This window comes from Pseudomonas sp. Y3 TE3536 (assembly GCF_053629175.1).
In genome coordinates this window covers 2,815,155-2,832,400 of sequence record NZ_JBRJHU010000001.1, presented here as the reverse complement: position 1 = coordinate 2,832,400, position 17,246 = coordinate 2,815,155, and the positions used below count along the sequence as shown (strand labels likewise).

11 protein-coding genes, 2 tRNA genes and 3 rRNA genes are annotated in these 17,246 nt (G+C 57.9%); 1 reads left to right on the top strand and 15 read right to left on the bottom strand.

What is annotated here, in order from left to right:
• Nucleotides 1-7: 7 nt before the first annotated feature.
• The 15 genes from rrf to mrcB all read right to left on the bottom strand — a co-directional run bounded on the left by rrf (nt 8) and on the right by mrcB (nt 15,506).
• A 5S ribosomal RNA gene (gene rrf / locus AB7M33_RS12790) occupies nt 8-123 on the bottom strand.
• A gap of 129 nt (nt 124-252) precedes the next feature.
• Nucleotides 253-3,144 (bottom strand): 23S ribosomal RNA (locus AB7M33_RS12785).
• Nucleotides 3,145-3,372: 228 nt separating this feature from the next.
• Nucleotides 3,373-3,448, bottom strand: a tRNA-Ala gene (locus tag AB7M33_RS12780).
• Nucleotides 3,449-3,454: 6 nt separating this feature from the next.
• Nucleotides 3,455-3,531: transfer RNA gene (locus tag AB7M33_RS12775), tRNA-Ile, on the bottom strand.
• Nucleotides 3,532-3,608: 77 nt separating this feature from the next.
• Nucleotides 3,609-5,145: ribosomal RNA gene (locus tag AB7M33_RS12770) — 16S ribosomal RNA — on the bottom strand.
• The 16S, 23S and 5S rRNA genes sit together here with 2 tRNA genes alongside, the layout of an rRNA operon.
• Before the next feature lie 46 nt (nt 5,146-5,191).
• Nucleotides 5,192-5,560, bottom strand: a complete 369-nt coding sequence (locus tag AB7M33_RS12765) for a hypothetical protein (RefSeq protein WP_454242929.1) — start codon at nt 5,558-5,560, stop codon at nt 5,192-5,194.
• 85 nt (nt 5,561-5,645) lie between these two features.
• Nucleotides 5,646-6,257, bottom strand: a complete 612-nt coding sequence (msrQ, locus tag AB7M33_RS12760; RefSeq protein ID WP_099430464.1) for a protein-methionine-sulfoxide reductase heme-binding subunit MsrQ — start codon at nt 6,255-6,257, stop codon at nt 5,646-5,648.
• Entirely contained in the window at nt 6,257-7,270 is a 1,014-nt protein-coding gene (gene msrP, locus AB7M33_RS12755; RefSeq protein ID WP_265969256.1) for a protein-methionine-sulfoxide reductase catalytic subunit MsrP, read from the bottom strand. The genes msrQ and msrP overlap by 1 nt, the downstream gene beginning before the upstream one ends.
• Nucleotides 7,271-7,349: 79 nt before the next feature.
• Nucleotides 7,350-8,201, bottom strand: coding sequence for a CDP-diacylglycerol--serine O-phosphatidyltransferase (gene pssA / locus AB7M33_RS12750; RefSeq protein ID WP_027594991.1), 852 nt, complete (start codon nt 8,199-8,201; stop codon nt 7,350-7,352).
• 149 nt (nt 8,202-8,350) lie between these two features.
• Complete coding sequence (gene ilvC / locus AB7M33_RS12745; protein WP_027594992.1) at nt 8,351-9,367, bottom strand: ketol-acid reductoisomerase; 1,017 nt, start codon at nt 9,365-9,367, stop codon at nt 8,351-8,353.
• A gap of 55 nt (nt 9,368-9,422) precedes the next feature.
• Nucleotides 9,423-9,914: an acetolactate synthase small subunit gene (gene ilvN, locus AB7M33_RS12740; protein WP_003250040.1), complete on the bottom strand. Its 492-nt coding sequence runs from the start codon at nt 9,912-9,914 to the stop codon at nt 9,423-9,425.
• Between the two features lies 1 nt (nt 9,915).
• Entirely contained in the window at nt 9,916-11,640 is a 1,725-nt protein-coding gene (locus AB7M33_RS12735; RefSeq protein WP_027594993.1) for an acetolactate synthase 3 large subunit, read from the bottom strand.
• Between the two features lie 408 nt (nt 11,641-12,048).
• Nucleotides 12,049-12,381 (bottom strand): YqcC family protein, encoded by a 333-nt coding sequence (locus AB7M33_RS12730; RefSeq protein WP_027594994.1) that lies wholly within the window; start codon nt 12,379-12,381, stop codon nt 12,049-12,051.
• Nucleotides 12,381-13,169, bottom strand: coding sequence for a tetratricopeptide repeat protein (locus tag AB7M33_RS12725; protein ID WP_454242928.1), 789 nt, complete (start codon nt 13,167-13,169; stop codon nt 12,381-12,383). The genes AB7M33_RS12730 and AB7M33_RS12725 overlap by 1 nt, the downstream gene beginning before the upstream one ends.
• Before the next feature lie 15 nt (nt 13,170-13,184).
• Entirely contained in the window at nt 13,185-15,506 is a 2,322-nt protein-coding gene (mrcB, locus tag AB7M33_RS12720) for a penicillin-binding protein 1B (RefSeq protein ID WP_027594996.1), read from the bottom strand.
• A 116-nt stretch (nt 15,507-15,622) separates the two neighbouring features.
• Between mrcB and AB7M33_RS12715 the strand changes: the two genes are divergently transcribed.
• Nucleotides 15,623-17,185 (top strand): bifunctional aminoglycoside phosphotransferase/ATP-binding protein, encoded by a 1,563-nt coding sequence (locus AB7M33_RS12715; RefSeq protein WP_454242927.1) that lies wholly within the window; start codon nt 15,623-15,625, stop codon nt 17,183-17,185.
• Nucleotides 17,186-17,246 lie beyond the last annotated feature (61 nt).

The following is a 17,246-nucleotide window of genomic DNA, read 5'->3' as shown; positions in this document are numbered from 1 at the left end:
AAATGAATCTTGACGATGACCTACTCTCACATGGGGAAACCCCACACTACCATCGGCGATGCATCGTTTCACTACTGAGTTCGGGATGGGATCAGGTGGTTCCAATGCTCTATGGTCGTCAAGAAATTCTGTAGCCAGAATGTCCAGATGGACAGCCCAGCGAATTCGGATATGCGATATGTGTGGTTACGAACTTTCGGGTCTTTCGTCTTCACCACCGCAATCTGCGTTAGCAAATTGCTTGGGTGTTATATGGTCAAGCCTCACGGGCAATTAGTATTGGTTAGCTCAACGCCTCACAGCGCTTACACACCCAACCTATCAACGTCGTAGTCTTCGACGGCCCTTTAGGGGATTCAAGATCCCAGTGAGATCTCATCTTGAGGCAAGTTTCCCGCTTAGATGCTTTCAGCGGTTATCTCTTCCGAACATAGCTACCCGGCAATGCCACTGGCGTGACAACCGGAACACCAGAGGTTCGTCCACTCCGGTCCTCTCGTACTAGGAGCAGCCCCTCTCAAATCTCAAACGTCCACGGCAGATAGGGACCGAACTGTCTCACGACGTTCTAAACCCAGCTCGCGTACCACTTTAAATGGCGAACAGCCATACCCTTGGGACCGGCTTCAGCCCCAGGATGTGATGAGCCGACATCGAGGTGCCAAACACCGCCGTCGATATGAACTCTTGGGCGGTATCAGCCTGTTATCCCCGGAGTACCTTTTATCCGTTGAGCGATGGCCCTTCCATACAGAACCACCGGATCACTAAGACCTACTTTCGTACCTGCTCGACGTGTTTGTCTCGCAGTCAAGCGCGCTTTTGCCTTTATACTCTACGACCGATTTCCGACCGGTCTGAGCGCACCTTCGTACTCCTCCGTTACTCTTTGGGAGGAGACCGCCCCAGTCAAACTACCCACCATACACTGTCCTCGATCCGGATAACGGACCTGAGTTAGAACCTCAAAGTTGCCAGGGTGGTATTTCAAGGATGGCTCCATGAGAACTGGCGTCCCCACTTCAAAGCCTCCCACCTATCCTACACAAGCAAATTCAAAGTCCAGTGCAAAGCTATAGTAAAGGTTCACGGGGTCTTTCCGTCTAGCCGCGGATACACTGCATCTTCACAGCGATTTCAATTTCACTGAGTCTCGGGTGGAGACAGCGCCGCCATCGTTACGCCATTCGTGCAGGTCGGAACTTACCCGACAAGGAATTTCGCTACCTTAGGACCGTTATAGTTACGGCCGCCGTTTACCGGGGCTTCGATCAAGAGCTTCGCTTGCGCTAACCCCATCAATTAACCTTCCGGCACCGGGCAGGCGTCACACCCTATACGTCCACTTTCGTGTTTGCAGAGTGCTGTGTTTTTAATAAACAGTCGCAGCGGCCTGGTATCTTCGACCGGCATGGGCTTACGGAGCAAGTCCTTAACCCTCGCCGGCGCACCTTCTCCCGAAGTTACGGTGCCATTTTGCCTAGTTCCTTCACCCGAGTTCTCTCAAGCGCCTTGGTATTCTCTACCTAACCACCTGTGTCGGTTTGGGGTACGGTTCCCAGTTATCTGAAGCTTAGGAGCTTTTCTTGGAAGCATGGCATCAACCACTTCGTCGCCTAAAGGCAACTCGTCATCAGCTCTCGGCCTTGAGATCCCGGATTTGCCTAAGATCTCAGCCTACCACCTTAAACTTGGACAACCAACGCCAAGCTGGCCTAGCCTTCTCCGTCCCTCCATCGCAATAACTGGAAGTACAGGAATATTAACCTGTTTTCCATCGACTACGCTTTTCAGCCTCGCCTTAGGGACCGACTAACCCTGCGTCGATTAACGTTGCGCAGGAAACCTTGGTCTTTCGGCGTGGGAGTTTTTCACTCCCATTGTCGTTACTCATGTCAGCATTCGCACTTCTGATACCTCCAGCAAGCTTCTCAACTCACCTTCACAGGCTTACAGAACGCTCCTCTACCGCATCACCAAAAGGTGATACCCGTAGCTTCGGTGCATGGTTTGAGCCCCGTTACATCTTCCGCGCAGGCCGACTCGACTAGTGAGCTATTACGCTTTCTTTAAAGGGTGGCTGCTTCTAAGCCAACCTCCTAGCTGTCTAAGCCTTCCCACATCGTTTCCCACTTAACCATGACTTTGGGACCTTAGCTGACGGTCTGGGTTGTTTCCCTTTTCACGACGGACGTTAGCACCCGCCGTGTGTCTCCCATGCTCGGCACTTGTAGGTATTCGGAGTTTGCATCGGTTTGGTAAGTCGGGATGACCCCCTAGCCGAAACAGTGCTCTACCCCCTACAGTGATACATGAGGCGCTACCTAAATAGCTTTCGAGGAGAACCAGCTATCTCCGAGCTTGATTAGCCTTTCACTCCGATCCACAGGTCATCCGCTAACTTTTCAACGGTAGTCGGTTCGGTCCTCCAGTCAGTGTTACCTAACCTTCAACCTGCCCATGGATAGATCGCCCGGTTTCGGGTCTATACCCAGCGACTAAACGCCCTATTAAGACTCGCTTTCGCTACGCCTCCCCTATTCGGTTAAGCTCGCCACTGAATATAAGTCGCTGACCCATTATACAAAAGGTACGCAGTCACCTAACAAGTAGGCTCCCACTGCTTGTACGCATACGGTTTCAGGATCTATTTCACTCCCCTCTCCGGGGTTCTTTTCGCCTTTCCCTCACGGTACTAGTTCACTATCGGTCAGTCAGTAGTATTTAGCCTTGGAGGATGGTCCCCCCATATTCAGACAAAGTTTCTCGTGCTCCGTCCTACTCGATTTCATTGATAAGAGATTTTCGTGTACGGGGCTATCACCCACTATGGCCGCACTTTCCAGAGCGTTCCACTAATCTCAAACCAACTTAAGGGCTGGTCCCCGTTCGCTCGCCACTACTAAGGGAATCTCGGTTGATTTCTTTTCCTCAGGGTACTTAGATGTTTCAGTTCCCCTGGTTCGCCTCTTGCACCTATGTATTCAGTACAAGATACTCAGCTTATGCTGAGTGGGTTCCCCCATTCAGAGATCTCTGGATCACAGTCTGTTTGCCGACTCCCCAAAGCTTATCGCAGGCTACCACGTCTTTCATCGCCTCTGACTGCCAAGGCATCCACCGTATGCGCTTCTTCACTTGACCATATAACCCCAAGCAATCTGGTTATACTGTGAAGACGACATTCGCCGAAAATTCGTTTTGCTCTTTCGAGCCCACAAATTTTACCTTAGCCTGATCCACTACCAGTGAAAGTAGTGTTCAGTCTATTTCTATCACATATCCGAATTTTTAAAGAACGATCTGACAAAAGCCAGAAATCAACATTCGAAGCGAATGCTCATTTCTGAGTTTGATCAAGTACTGCAAGAGTGGTGGAGCCAAGCGGGATCGAACCGCTGACCTCCTGCGTGCAAGGCAGGCGCTCTCCCAGCTGAGCTATGGCCCCAAATACTGGTAGGTCTGGGCAGATTTGAACTGCCGACCTCACCCTTATCAGGGGTGCGCTCTAACCAACTGAGCTACAGACCTATATAGGGTCTTGATCGTCTTCGACAATGAATCAAGCAATTCGTGTGGGAGCTCATCAGCAGGCTGATGTCGTCGATTAAGGAGGTGATCCAGCCGCAGGTTCCCCTACGGCTACCTTGTTACGACTTCACCCCAGTCATGAATCACACCGTGGTAACCGTCCTCCCGAAGGTTAGACTAGCTACTTCTGGTGCAACCCACTCCCATGGTGTGACGGGCGGTGTGTACAAGGCCCGGGAACGTATTCACCGCGACATTCTGATTCGCGATTACTAGCGATTCCGACTTCACGCAGTCGAGTTGCAGACTGCGATCCGGACTACGATCGGTTTTGTGAGATTAGCTCCACCTCGCGGCTTGGCAACCCTCTGTACCGACCATTGTAGCACGTGTGTAGCCCAGGCCGTAAGGGCCATGATGACTTGACGTCATCCCCACCTTCCTCCGGTTTGTCACCGGCAGTCTCCTTAGAGTGCCCACCATAACGTGCTGGTAACTAAGGACAAGGGTTGCGCTCGTTACGGGACTTAACCCAACATCTCACGACACGAGCTGACGACAGCCATGCAGCACCTGTGTCAGAGTTCCCGAAGGCACCAATCCATCTCTGGAAAGTTCTCTGCATGTCAAGGCCTGGTAAGGTTCTTCGCGTTGCTTCGAATTAAACCACATGCTCCACCGCTTGTGCGGGCCCCCGTCAATTCATTTGAGTTTTAACCTTGCGGCCGTACTCCCCAGGCGGTCAACTTAATGCGTTAGCTGCGCCACTAAAATCTCAAGGATTCCAACGGCTAGTTGACATCGTTTACGGCGTGGACTACCAGGGTATCTAATCCTGTTTGCTCCCCACGCTTTCGCACCTCAGTGTCAGTATCAGTCCAGGTGGTCGCCTTCGCCACTGGTGTTCCTTCCTATATCTACGCATTTCACCGCTACACAGGAAATTCCACCACCCTCTACCGTACTCTAGCTTGCCAGTTTTGGATGCAGTTCCCAGGTTGAGCCCGGGGCTTTCACATTCAACTTAACAAACCACCTACGCGCGCTTTACGCCCAGTAATTCCGATTAACGCTTGCACCCTCTGTATTACCGCGGCTGCTGGCACAGAGTTAGCCGGTGCTTATTCTGTCGGTAACGTCAAAACAGCAAGGTATTCGCTTACTGCCCTTCCTCCCAACTTAAAGTGCTTTACAATCCGAAGACCTTCTTCACACACGCGGCATGGCTGGATCAGGCTTTCGCCCATTGTCCAATATTCCCCACTGCTGCCTCCCGTAGGAGTCTGGACCGTGTCTCAGTTCCAGTGTGACTGATCATCCTCTCAGACCAGTTACGGATCGTCGCCTTGGTGAGCCATTACCCCACCAACTAGCTAATCCGACCTAGGCTCATCTGATAGCGCAAGGCCCGAAGGTCCCCTGCTTTCTCCCGTAGGACGTATGCGGTATTAGCGTTCCTTTCGAAACGTTGTCCCCCACTACCAGGCAGATTCCTAGGCATTACTCACCCGTCCGCCGCTGAATCGAAGAGCAAGCTCTTCTCACCCGCTCGACTTGCATGTGTTAGGCCTGCCGCCAGCGTTCAATCTGAGCCATGATCAAACTCTTCAGTTCAATACTGCTTGGGTTTTTAAGAAACCCTAAACTTGGCTCAGCAATCTCAAATGACTATGTGATTTCTCGCATGGTCACTTGTGATGCTGATAATCTTTTTGACTATCAGTCCGTACTCACAAGCACCCACACGAATTGCTTGATTCAATTTGTTAAAGAGCGTTTGGTTAAGAACTTTTCGTCTCAACCGAGGCGCGCATTCTACGCTTTCCTCAGAGCCTGTCAAGCGTTTATTTTGAAGTTTTTCGCGAGAAACTCGTTTAGCTTCAAACACTTGGCTCGCTGCGATCTCTCGTAGCGGGAGGCGAATCATACAGCGTTTAGAAGCGCTGTCAACCACCATTTCAACCGCTGACGATCTTTCGATCGAAGCCCTTTCAACACTACCTGAATCGATTAACTCGTTGATACTCAAGGAGTTTCTCGTTCCAATCACGCTGGAAGTGGGGCGCATTATAAGGGGATTCGAAACCCCGTCAACCCTTTATTTCAAGAATGTTTCAAACCACCCTCCCCCGCCCGCTGATCACCCGAGGAACACGCCGTGCGACTGCAGGAATACGCAGCGCCATCAACACGGCACCAATGCCGGCATAGATCGCCCACTCACGCAGATCCGAACGCACGATCCACAGGAAATGCAGCAGCCCCAAGCCGAGAATCACATACACCAGCTTATGCAGCTTCTTCCACCGCGCACCCAGCCGGCGCTGACTATACCGATTGGAGGTTACCGCCAGCGCCAACAACCCGAGGAAGCCAAGCGCCCCCACAATAATGTAGGGCCGCTTACGCAGCTCGACAGCGAACTGCCCCCAGTCCAGCCCCAGAATAAAGAAGAGGTAACAAAGGATGTGCAGCACGATGTAGGCAAAACACCACAACCCCAGTTGGCGGCGCACGACGATCCAGCCCGACCACCCTGTCAGCCGCTGCAGCGGCGTCATGCTCAAGGTCACCAGCAGGTACGTCAGCGCGCCCAACCCCAGCCGGTCCATCAGGATCTTCCCTGGGTCCGGCCCCAGCAGGTTCATCGCAGCCTCATACAACCACCAGAGTGGCAGCACACACCCCACTATAAAGATGGCCAGGCGCAACCAGGGATAGCGCATCAATAGTTCTTCCGCAGGTCGAGGCCGGCATACAGCGAAGCCACCTCGTCGGCGTAGCCGTTGAACATTTGCGTTGGCCGTACGTTGGGGCTGAACAGGCCACTTGGCAGGCGCCGCTCACGCGCTTGGGTCCAGCGCGGGTGATCGACCTCGGGGTTCACGTTGGCATAGAAGCCATACTCATCTGGCGCCAGCCCCTCCCAGGTCGTTTGCGGGCGCTCGGCCACCAGGCTGATCCGCACGATCGACTTGATGCTCTTGAACCCGTACTTCCATGGCACCACCAAGCGCAACGGCGCGCCATTCTGGTTGGCCAGCTCGCGGCCATACATACCCACCGCCAGAATCGCCAACGGGTGCATGGCCTCATCCAGGCGCAGCCCTTCTCTATAGGGCCAGTCGATTAAGGCGAAGCCTGAGCGTTGCCCTGGCATATGCTGTGGGTCTTTCAATGTTTCGAAGCGCACGTAGCGCGCGTTGGATGTCGGTTCCACTTGCTTGAGTACTTGCGCCAGCGGGAAGCCAAGCCAGGGGATGACCATCGACCACGCCTCGACACAGCGCAACCGGTAGATGCGCTCTTCGAGCTGATAAGGTTTGACGAAGTCTTCCAGGGCATAGCGCCCGGGCTTGCCGACCTCACCATCGATCACCACAGACCAAGGCTCGGTCTGCAAGCTGCCGCCATTGGCAGCCGGGTCACCCTTGTCGGGCCCGAACTCATAGAAGTTGTTGTAGTGGGTCGCGTCCTTGAAGGGGGTAATCGCCTCATCCTTGACCGTTACCGCCTGCCACCGCGTCGCCGCAAGCTTGTCACTGAACCAGGCGGGTGCAGCGCCCGCCTCGACATCGGCGTAGCGACTGACCTCGGCGGCATGCCCCAGGCTCGGTAGCGCGCCCAGGGCAAGGCCCGCCAGCGAGCCACCGAGCACGGTGCGACGAGAAAGATAGAGACCTTCGGGCGTGATCTCCGACGCCTTGCACTCGGATGACCTGGGAAGCTTGATGAGCATGGACGGCTCCATAGCACTGGATAACGGATGTACCAGTAAGACTATGGAGCCGGAGGGTTATTCCATCATTAAATCATTGTCACGACTTGCGACGGCGAGACCGCAGCAAGAACTGGATCGGCCCCGAAGCCGCGTAGGCAAGGAAGATCAGCAGCAGGATGCGGGGCGGGTCGCTGAATACCACCGCGAACACCAGGACCACCGCCAGGATGGCCACGAACGGCACACGCCCTTTGAGGTCGAGTTCCTTGAAGCTGTTGTACTTGATGTTGCTGACCATCAACATGCCAGCCGCCGCTACCAGCAGCGCCACCAGGAACGACAGCTTGGAGCCCTGGATACCGTAGTCACTGAAGGCCCATACGGTGCCTGCGACCACACCTGCAGCCGCCGGGCTTGCCAGGCCGATGAAGTAACGCTTGTCGGCGGTGCCCACCTGGGTATTGAAACGCGCCAGGCGCAAAGCAGCGCCAGCCACATAGATGAAGGCAACCATCCAGCCGACCTTGCCCATGTCACCCAACGCCCAGCCAAAGGCCAGCAACGCCGGGGCAACACCAAAGGCGACCATGTCCGACAGCGAGTCGTACTCGGCCCCGAAGGCGCTTTGGGTATTGGTCATGCGAGCCACTCGGCCATCCAGGCCATCGAGCACCATGGCGACGAAGATGGCGATGGCGGCAAAGGCGAAGTACTTGCTTGCCTCGCGCGGGTCGCCAGCACTCAACGCGCTCTGCGCGCTCATCGAGTTGATGATGGAGTAGAAGCCGGCGAACAGGTTGGCGGTGGTGAACAGGTTAGGAAGCAGATAGATGCCGCGATGCCGGACCTTGCGCCCTTCGGCGTCATGGCCCTCTTCAATGTGCTCATCGACAGGTAGCAGGCTTTCGGCGTCGGAGGGCTTGTTCGGCTCTTCGGGACGTTCGCTCATGTAGGGTACCTTGCAACAGGGTGGAATATGTTCGACACGGGCCTGCGAAACAGGTTCTGACGGCAGGCCACTGGTCTGCTTTATACCAGATGCCGGCTGCCTAAACGAAAAAACGCGGCCGAAGCCGCGTTTTTCATGTTGCAAGAAACTTAGTTCTTGGCTTTGTCGACGATCTTGTTCGCCGAGATCCAAGGCATCATCGAACGCAGTTGCTCGCCGATGATTTCGATGCCGTGGGCAGCGTTGTTACGACGCTTGGCGGTCATCGATGGGTAGTTGGTAGCACCTTCGGAGATGAACATCTTCGCGTACTCGCCGTCCTGGATGCGCTTCAGAGCGTTGCGCATGGCCTTGCGGGATTCTTCGTTGATGACCTCTGGGCCGGTGACGTACTCACCGTACTCGGCGTTGTTGGAGATCGAGTAGTTCATGTTGGCGATACCGCCTTCGTACATGAGGTCAACGATCAACTTCAGCTCGTGCAGGCACTCGAAGTAGGCCATTTCTGGCGCGTAGCCCGCTTCAACCAGGGTTTCGAAACCGGCTTTGACCAGCTCGACGGTACCGCCGCACAGAACAGCCTGCTCGCCGAACAGGTCGGTTTCAGTCTCGTCCTTGAAGGTGGTTTCGATGATGCCGGTACGGCCGCCACCCACGCCTGCGGCGTAGGACAGCGCAACGTTCTTGGCGTTGCCCGAAGCATCCTGGTAGATAGCGATCAGGTCAGGGATGCCGCCGCCTTTGACGAACTCGGAGCGCACGGTGTGGCCCGGGGCTTTCGGCGCGATCATGATCACGTCGAGGTCGGCACGTGGCACGACTTGGTTGTAGTGGATCGAGAAGCCGTGGGAGAAGGCCAGGGTTGCGCCTTTCTTGATGTTCGGCTCGATCTCGTTCTTGTACAGAGCGCCTTGGAACTCGTCCGGAGTCAGGATCATGACCAGGTCGGCAGCAGCGACAGCGGTAGCCACGTCGGCCACTTTCAGGCCGTGGGCTTCTGCCTTGGCAACGGTGGCCGAGCCTTTACGCAGACCGACGGTAACGTCTACACCGGAGTCTTTCAGGTTGCACGCCTGGGCGTGGCCTTGGGAACCGTAACCGATGATGGCGACTTTCTTACCCTGGATGATGGAAAGGTCGCAGTCTTTATCGTAGAAAACTTTCATGAAAATACCCCTGGTTATATCTCGGCCCCTGCGGAGCCATCGCTAATTTTTGAATTTAGATGCTGAGCACTTTGTCGCCACGGGCAATGCCGGTGACGCCACTGCGCACGGTTTCGAGAATCGATGCGGTGCCGATGGCCTGGATGAAGCTGTCCAGTTTGTCGCTGGTGCCGCTCAGTTGCACGGTGTACACACTGGCGGTCACATCGACGATCTGGCCACGGAAAATGTCCGTGGTGCGCTTGATCTCGGCCCGCTGGGCTCCGGTGGCCTTGACCTTGACCAGCATCAGTTCACGCTCGATGTGAGCACTTTCCGACAGGTCGACAAGCTTTACCACTTCGACAAGCTTGTTCAGGTTCTTGGTGATCTGTTCGATCACTTCGTCATGGCCAACGGTGGTCAGCGTCAGACGCGACAAGGTCGGGTCTTCGGTCGGCGCCACGGTCAGGCTTTCAATGTTGTAGTTACGCTGGGAGAACAGGCCAACGACGCGAGACAAGGCACCGGGTTCGTTTTCCAGCAGCAAGGAAATGATGTGCCGCATATCAGGTACGCTCCGTCTTGCTCAGCCACATGTCACGCATCGAGCCATCCTTGATCTGCATCGGATAGACGTGCTCGGTACGGTCAACCGCGATGTCGATGAACACCAGACGGTCTTTCATCGCGAATGCCTCTTCCAGCTTCGGCTTGAGGTCTTTCAGGCTGGTGATGCGGATACCCACATGACCATAGGCCTCGGCCAGCTTGATGAAGTCAGGCAGCGACTCGACATAGGAGTGCGAGTGACGGCCGTTGTACGCCATGTCCTGCCACTGGCGGACCATGCCCAGCACGCCGTTGTTCAGGTTGACGATTTTCACCGGCAGGCCGTACTGCATGCAGGTGGACAGTTCCTGGATGTTCATCTGGATACTGCCTTCGCCGGTCACGCATGCCACGTCCTGGTCCGGGAAGTTGAGCTTGACGCCCATCGCCGCCGGGAAACCGAAGCCCATGGTGCCCAGGCCACCGGAGTTGATCCAGCGGTTCGGCTTGTTGAAGCGGTAGTACTGCGCCGCGAACATCTGGTGCTGGCCCACGTCGGAGGTAACAAAGGCATCGCCTTTGGTCACTTCGCACAGGGTTTCGATCACGGTCTGCGGCTTGATGACGCTGCCATCACCTTTGTTGTAAGGGAACAGGTCGCCGTCGCCACGCCATTCATCGATCTGCTTCCACCAGGCTTCTGCGGCGGCCTTGTCAGGCTGCTCGCCGATTTCCTTGAGGATGCCGAGCATCTCGGTCAAGACGCTGTCGACTGGGCCAACGATAGGCACGTCGGCCTTGATCATCTTGGAAATCGACGCAGGGTCGATGTCGATGTGGATGATCTTGGCATTCGGGCAGAACTTGGCCGGGCCGTTGACCACACGGTCATCGAAACGCGCACCGACGGCAAAGATGACGTCAGCATTGTGCATGGCCATGTTGGCCGTGAAGCTGCCGTGCATGCCGAGCATGCCGAGGAACTGACGGTCAGTACCCGGGAAGCCACCCAGACCCATGAGGGTATTGGTAACCGGCAGGTTCAGCGATTTGGCGATTTCGGTCAGGGCTTCGGAGCCGCCACCCAGAATCACGCCGCCGCCGGCGTAAACGATCGGGCGCTTGGCCGCCAGCAGCATCTCGGCGGCCTTGCGGATCTGGCCGGAGTGGCCACGGACCGCCGGGCTGTAGGAGCGCAGCTTGACCTTCTTCGGGTAGACGTATTCGAACTTCTCGGCCGGGTTGGTCATATCTTTTGGAATGTCGACCACGACCGGGCCAGGACGGCCGGATTGCGCCAGGTAGAAGGCTTTTTTCAGAACTTCTGGGATCTCGGTGGCGTTTTTGATCATGAAGCTGTGCTTCACGATCGGCCGCGAGATGCCAATCATGTCGGTTTCCTGGAAGGCATCGGTACCCACCATGGTGCTAGGCACCTGGCCGGACAGAATGACCATCGGAATCGAATCCATGTAGGCGGTGGCAATGCCGGTAATGGCATTGGTCGCACCCGGGCCGGAGGTTACCAGCACCACACCGGCCTTGCCGGTAGCACGGGCGTAGCCGTCCGCCATATGGGTTGCAGCCTGTTCGTGACGAACCAGGATGTGTTCGACTTCCGGTTCCTTGAACAGGGCATCGTAAACATGAAGGAGAGCACCGCCAGGGTACCCGTAGATGTGCTTAACGCCTTCGTCACGCAAGAAGCGGACGACCATCTCAGCGCCAGATAAAAGCTCCACGTTGTTCACCTCTAAAACGCCAGAATACCGTCCCTAGTGGACGGGTCTTAATAGGTTTACTGCCAAGCAGAGCATGAGCGAACGTCAGCACTGACTGAGCAAGTATTGGGAGCGCCCCAGAGTGTTGCGGGGTTTTCCCACCCAGCGCGAGGTAACGCGTTGCGGGGTGTAACAGGTCGGCGCGGGTGTGCGCCTCATGATCTGCTTAGCGGGTCTGCTTCTGGCAGTCCCTCTACAGCGGAAGTTGGATTCTTGTGATTTGGCGGCTACAAGTCAAGAAAAATTATTGCCAATTTTTCCTCAAGATGAATTCCTGCCACCACTAAAAAGGATAGCAGCAGCAGAATTAAGAAGATTTCCATAAAAAAGGGCCACAATCTGCGGCCCTTGAAGGAAAAAGAGAAGAAATCAGGCTCCAGAAGCGATCAATTGATCGAACTCTGCTAGCAGGCGCCGTAGCTCGCGACTCTGCTCCGGGCGATCGGTGAACACCGTTTCAGCCATCACCAGGATGCCCGAGGCACTGGGCAGCGGGTGGCCGAGCTCGATGATGATCTTCATGCGGGGCAGGAAGATCCATTGCAGCCACTGCTCCAGGGTCATCGTATCGACCGCAAAGGGCACGGTGCTCTCCAGCGCTTCATCGCTGGGCGGCTCATCGTCCCACCAGCCTTGCACCTTCAACTCGCGCTCGATCAGCAGCAGGTGGTCGGCGATGTCCAGAATGCGTTGCTCGATCATCAGGAATTCACTCGGGCCTTCTGCCGCGCCAGCGCCGCACCGGCACTGTCACCTTGTTTTTCACGGCACTGGGCAATGGTGTTCCACAGTTCGGCCTGCAGGTCGGGGCGGCCATTGGCGTAGGTCAGGGCGCGGCGAGCCAACTGCTCGGCCTGCGCTGCATCGCCCTGGGACAAACGCACCTGGGCCAGCCGGAACAGCACCTGCGGCTCGCGCGGGGCGATACGCTGGGCACGCTCCAGGCTAGACGAGGCACCGTTGAAATCACCACTGACCTGCTGTTGCTGGGCAGTGGTCAACAGCGCCAGTACAGGCCCATCAAGCTGCTCGTCGGCCGACAGGCCGCCAGATGCGCCACCGCTGCGCGGGATGCCGGTCGGCGCACTGCTGGCTTTTGGCGTGCTGTTCATCGAGGCGATATCGAACGGCTCGTCGGCGATCGGGTTCGGGTTGGTGGTCATCGGCCCGGTCGAGATCGGGCCCGGGGTAATCGGCGCGGAGCTGATCGGAGCCGCCCCATTACCGGCCGGGAACGTCTGGATGCTCGAGGCACCGGCGCCCTGCGGGATCATCACCGTCACGCCCGAATCCTCAGGCAGCGATTGCGCTTGTGAGGTGCCGCTGTTCATGCCAGCCGCCGAGCGGTTGGCCGTTACGCGTTCACTGTTGGACACGCGGGTGCTCGAGTCGACCACCGGGATATTGCCACGCTGGACGCTGGAGCAACCCTGGAGCACAACCAACGCCGTCAAGGCAGGAAACAGCCACTTATTCACTTCACACCTCATCAATGCAGCTCGTGCTTAATTCATCCAGCCTTTGACCCAGTCCATGACCGATTCTGCCGGATTCTGCTCACCGCCACAGGCTGCGCCGGCGGGCGGTTCGCTTCCGCGAATATACGGCATCTGCACGGCTCCCGGACAGCTACCGTCAGAGCCTTGGCCGCTGTACGGGTCGATCCAGGCTTGCACGACGTTGTCCGGTTGCGGCATGTCCAGCGGCAGCGGGTCGGCCTTCTTCATGAAGCTGGTCCACACCTGCAGGGCGCCGGTGGCACCGGTGAACGGCGTCTTGCCGTTATCGTCGCGGCCCATCCACACCACGGCCAGCAGGTCCTGGCTAAAGCCGGAGAACCAGCTGTCGCGCGAGTCGTTACTGGTACCGGTCTTGCCGGCCAGGGTCAGCGAACGCGGCAGCACGTTGTACACCGAACGGCCGGTACCTTCGCGCATCACTCGCTGCATGGCGTTCTGCACCAGGTAGATGGACCCTGGGTCGAAGGTCTGCTGGATCTGGAACGGGTAGCGCTTGAGCGGCTCACCCTCGGCCGTCAACACGCTGCGGATACCGCGCATCGGCGTGTTGAAGCCACCATTGGCAATGGTCTGGTACATGGTCGCGACCTGCATCGGCGACATGCCACCTGCCCCCAGCAGCATCGCTGGGAAGGCTGGCCAGTCGACATTCACCCCCAGCCGACCGATGGTCTTGATCACGTTGGGCACACCCACTTCCAGGCCGAGCTTGGCGGTCGACAGGTTGTAGGAGTTGGCCAGGCCTTGATACAGGTAAATGGTGCCATGCGGACGACGGTCGTAGTTCTGCGGGCGCCAGATCTGGCCGTTGGCGCCTTTGACCGAGAACGGCTCGTCCTGCACCCAGCTGGTCAGGGTGTACTTGCTCGGCTGTTCCAGCGCGGTCAGGTACACCGCCGGCTTGACCAGCGAGCCAATCGGCCGCACCGCGTCGATGGCGCGGTTGAAGCCGGCAAAGCCCGACTGGCGGCTGCCGATCAGCGCTTGCACCTCGCCGGTTTCCGGGTTGGTCACGACCATCGCCGACTCGACCTCGTCAGCGCCCTTGCGCCCGGCCAGGCGCTTGAACGTCTCGTTCATGGAGGTTTCGGCCTTCATCTGCAGGATCGGGTCGAAACTGGTGAAGATGCGCAGGCCTTCTTCGGTCAAGTCTTCGTCGCGGTAGTCTTGGCGCAACTGGCGTTTGACCAAGTCGAGGAAGGCTGGGAACGAGCTGTCCGCCAGGCTGCCGCGCTTGGTCACACCCAATGGCATCTTCTTAGCCGCCTCGATCACGTCCTTGCTCGCCACGCCCTGCTCGGCCAGCAGGTCGAGCACCAGGTTACGGCGGGCCAGGGCGCGGTCAGGATAACGCCGCGGGTTGTAGTAGGACGGCCCCTTGACCATGCCCACCAGCAAGGCGATCTGGTGCAGCTTGAGCTCCGACAGCGGCTGGCTGAAGAAGAACTGGCTGGCCAGGCCGAAGCCATGCACCGCGCGTTGGCCGTCCTGGCCGACGAACACCTCGTTGAGGTAGGCCTCGAGGATTTCACGCTTGTCGTAATGCAGCTCCAGCAGCACAGCCATCATGGCCTCGGTCAGCTTGCGGCTGAGGCTGCGTTCGCTGGTGAGGTAGAAGTTCTTCACCAACTGCTGGGTCAGGGTACTGCCGCCTTGGCGCATGGAGCCGGCCGAGGTGTTGACCCATACGGCACGGGCGATGGACTTGGGCGACACGCCAAAGTGGCTGTAGAAGTCGCGGTCTTCGGTCGCGACCAAGGTTTCGAGCAGGTACGGTGGCACCTGATCGATTTTGATCAGGATCCGGTCCTCGAGGTTTTTCGGGTAGATACCGCCGATCATCAGCGGCTCCAGGCGCACCACGTCGAGCTTGCCGCCATTGGCACCGGCCAGCCCCGCCACGTAATCGCCAGAGAAGCGCACGCGGACGAACTGCGCGGGTTCCATCCCCTCGTAGAACTGGAAGCCACGGGTGTTGAGGTCGACGGTATTACCGTTGACCGCGGCCGCACCTGGGCCGTTGGCCGCGCTTTCACGGCGATAGCCCAGGGCATCGAGTTCGGTGAGGAAGTCGTTCTTGCTCAGCTTCTGGCCGACGAACAGCTCCAGTGGCCGGGCGTATACCTTGGCCGGGATGGTCCAACGCTTGCCAGAGAACTTCTCTTGGACGACAGCATCGAGGTAAACCGCGAAGCCGGCGAGGATCACCAGGCCGACCAGGCTGAGCTTCAAAGCCCAGCCCAGCCAGGCGCGAGAGCGGCCGGTCGGGCGTTTCTGAGGGGTACGAGCGTTTCGAGTTCGAGTCATGGCGGCGGATTATACGCACTTTGTAAAGGCTGGGCAGGCGCCCTCGGCGGTATGCAGGGACGGCACCATTGACCATAATGGCGCATTCGAATTCCCTGCCCCCGGAAGGATTTCCCGTGAGCCAAGCTCTTATCACTGCGTTGCAGAACCCGGCCCTCTACCCTCACCCCGTGGATGGGTTCCAACTCATCGAGACGCATATCTCCTGGGTCCTGCTCACTGGCGAGTACGCCTACAAGGTCAAGAAACCGATGAACTTCGGCTTCCTCGACTTCACCCAGCTGGATCAGCGCGAGCATTTCTGTAACGAAGAATTGCGCCTGAACCAGCGCCTGACCGACGGCCTGTACCTCGACGTGTTGCCGATCACCGGTAGCGCCGAAGCGCCACAAATCGGCGGTGAGGGTGTAGCAATCGAATACGCCCTGAAAATGCGCCAGTTCCCCCAGGGGCAGATGCTCAGCACCCTGCAAGCCAACGGCGAGCTCAACGCCGAGCACATCGACCAGATGGCCCGGCAGATCGCCGAATTCCATCTGCAGACCCCCAAGGTCCCGGCAGCGCAACCTTATGGCTCGCCTGAAAGCGTGATGGCCCCGGTCGAGCAGAACTTCGAGCAGATCCGTCCGTTCCTCAGCGACAAGGCCGACCTGCTGCAACTGGATAACCTCCAGGCATGGGCGCGCAGCAGTTTCGAGCGCCTCAAAGGCCTGTTCGAAGCGCGCAAAGCCAACGGATTCACCCGCGAATGCCACGGTGACATTCACCTGGGTAACGCCACCCTGATCGACGGCAAAGTGGTGATCTTCGACTGCATCGAGTTCAACGAGCCGTTCCGCATGACCGATGTCTGGGCCGATACCGGCTTCCTGGCCATGGACCTGGAAGACCGCGGCCTCAAGTGCCTGGCGCACCGCTTCGTCAGCCAGTACTTGGAGCTGACCGGCGACTACGAGGGCCTGGAAGTGCTCAACTTCTACAAGGCCTACCGCGCCCTGGTGCGCGCCAAGGTCGCCCTGTTCAGCATGCCCGCCAATGCCGATGGCGTGCAGCGCGCCACCACCCTGCGCACCTACCGCAACTATGCCAACCTGGCGGAAAGCTACAGCGCCATCCCTTCGCGCCTGCTGGCCATCACCCACGGCGTCTCGGCGGTGGGCAAGAGCCACGTGGCGATGCGCCTGGTCGAAGCCCTGGGCGCCGTGCGTGTGCGTTCGGACGTAGAGCGCAAGCGCCTGTTCGGCGAGCAGCAGGCAACGCTATCTGGGCAGCAAGATGCCGGCATCTATGACCAGGATGCCAGCGCCGCGACCTATCAGCGCCTGCACGATCTGGCCGGCACCATCCTGCGCGCCGGTTTCCCGGTGGTGCTCGATGCCACCTACCTGAAACATGCTCAACGCCAAGCGGCGGCAGAGGTCGCCAGCGCGACCGGCGTGCCGTTCCTGGTCCTCGACTGCCAAGCCCCGGAGGCGGTGATCGCCAGTTGGCTGGCGCAGCGCCAGGCGGAAAAAACCGACCCATCGGACGCTACCCTAGAGGTGGTCAAGGCTCAGCAGGCCAGCCGTGAGCCGCTGGATGCCACAGAACTGCAGCACGCCACCCGTGTCGATACGCAGGAAAGCGCCAGCATGAACCAGGTGATCGACCAGATCCGCCAGCGCTTGCCGGGCCTGTAAGGTCAGCATTGCAGCTTATCGCCGGCAAGCCGGCTCCCACAGGAGTTCCACAGGCCTCAAG

Bases quoted from the DNA above. Each gene is read 5' to 3' on its own strand.
- AB7M33_RS12725 (WP_454242928.1), bottom strand. From the start codon at position 13,169: ATGAGGTGTGAAGTGAATAAGTGGCTGTTTCCTGCCTTGACGGCGTTG.
- ilvN (WP_003250040.1), bottom strand. From the start codon at position 9,914: ATGCGGCACATCATTTCCTTGCTGCTGGAAAACGAACCCGGTGCCTTG.
- mrcB (WP_027594996.1), bottom strand. From the start codon at position 15,506: ATGACTCGAACTCGAAACGCTCGTACCCCTCAGAAACGCCCGACCGGC.
- msrQ (WP_099430464.1), bottom strand. From the start codon at position 6,257: ATGCGCTATCCCTGGTTGCGCCTGGCCATCTTTATAGTGGGGTGTGTG.
- AB7M33_RS12730 (WP_027594994.1), bottom strand. From the start codon at position 12,381: ATGATCGAGCAACGCATTCTGGACATCGCCGACCACCTGCTGCTGATC.
- pssA (WP_027594991.1), bottom strand. From the start codon at position 8,201: ATGAGCGAACGTCCCGAAGAGCCGAACAAGCCCTCCGACGCCGAAAGC.
- ilvC (WP_027594992.1), bottom strand. From the start codon at position 9,367: ATGAAAGTTTTCTACGATAAAGACTGCGACCTTTCCATCATCCAGGGT.
- msrP (WP_265969256.1), bottom strand. From the start codon at position 7,270: ATGCTCATCAAGCTTCCCAGGTCATCCGAGTGCAAGGCGTCGGAGATC.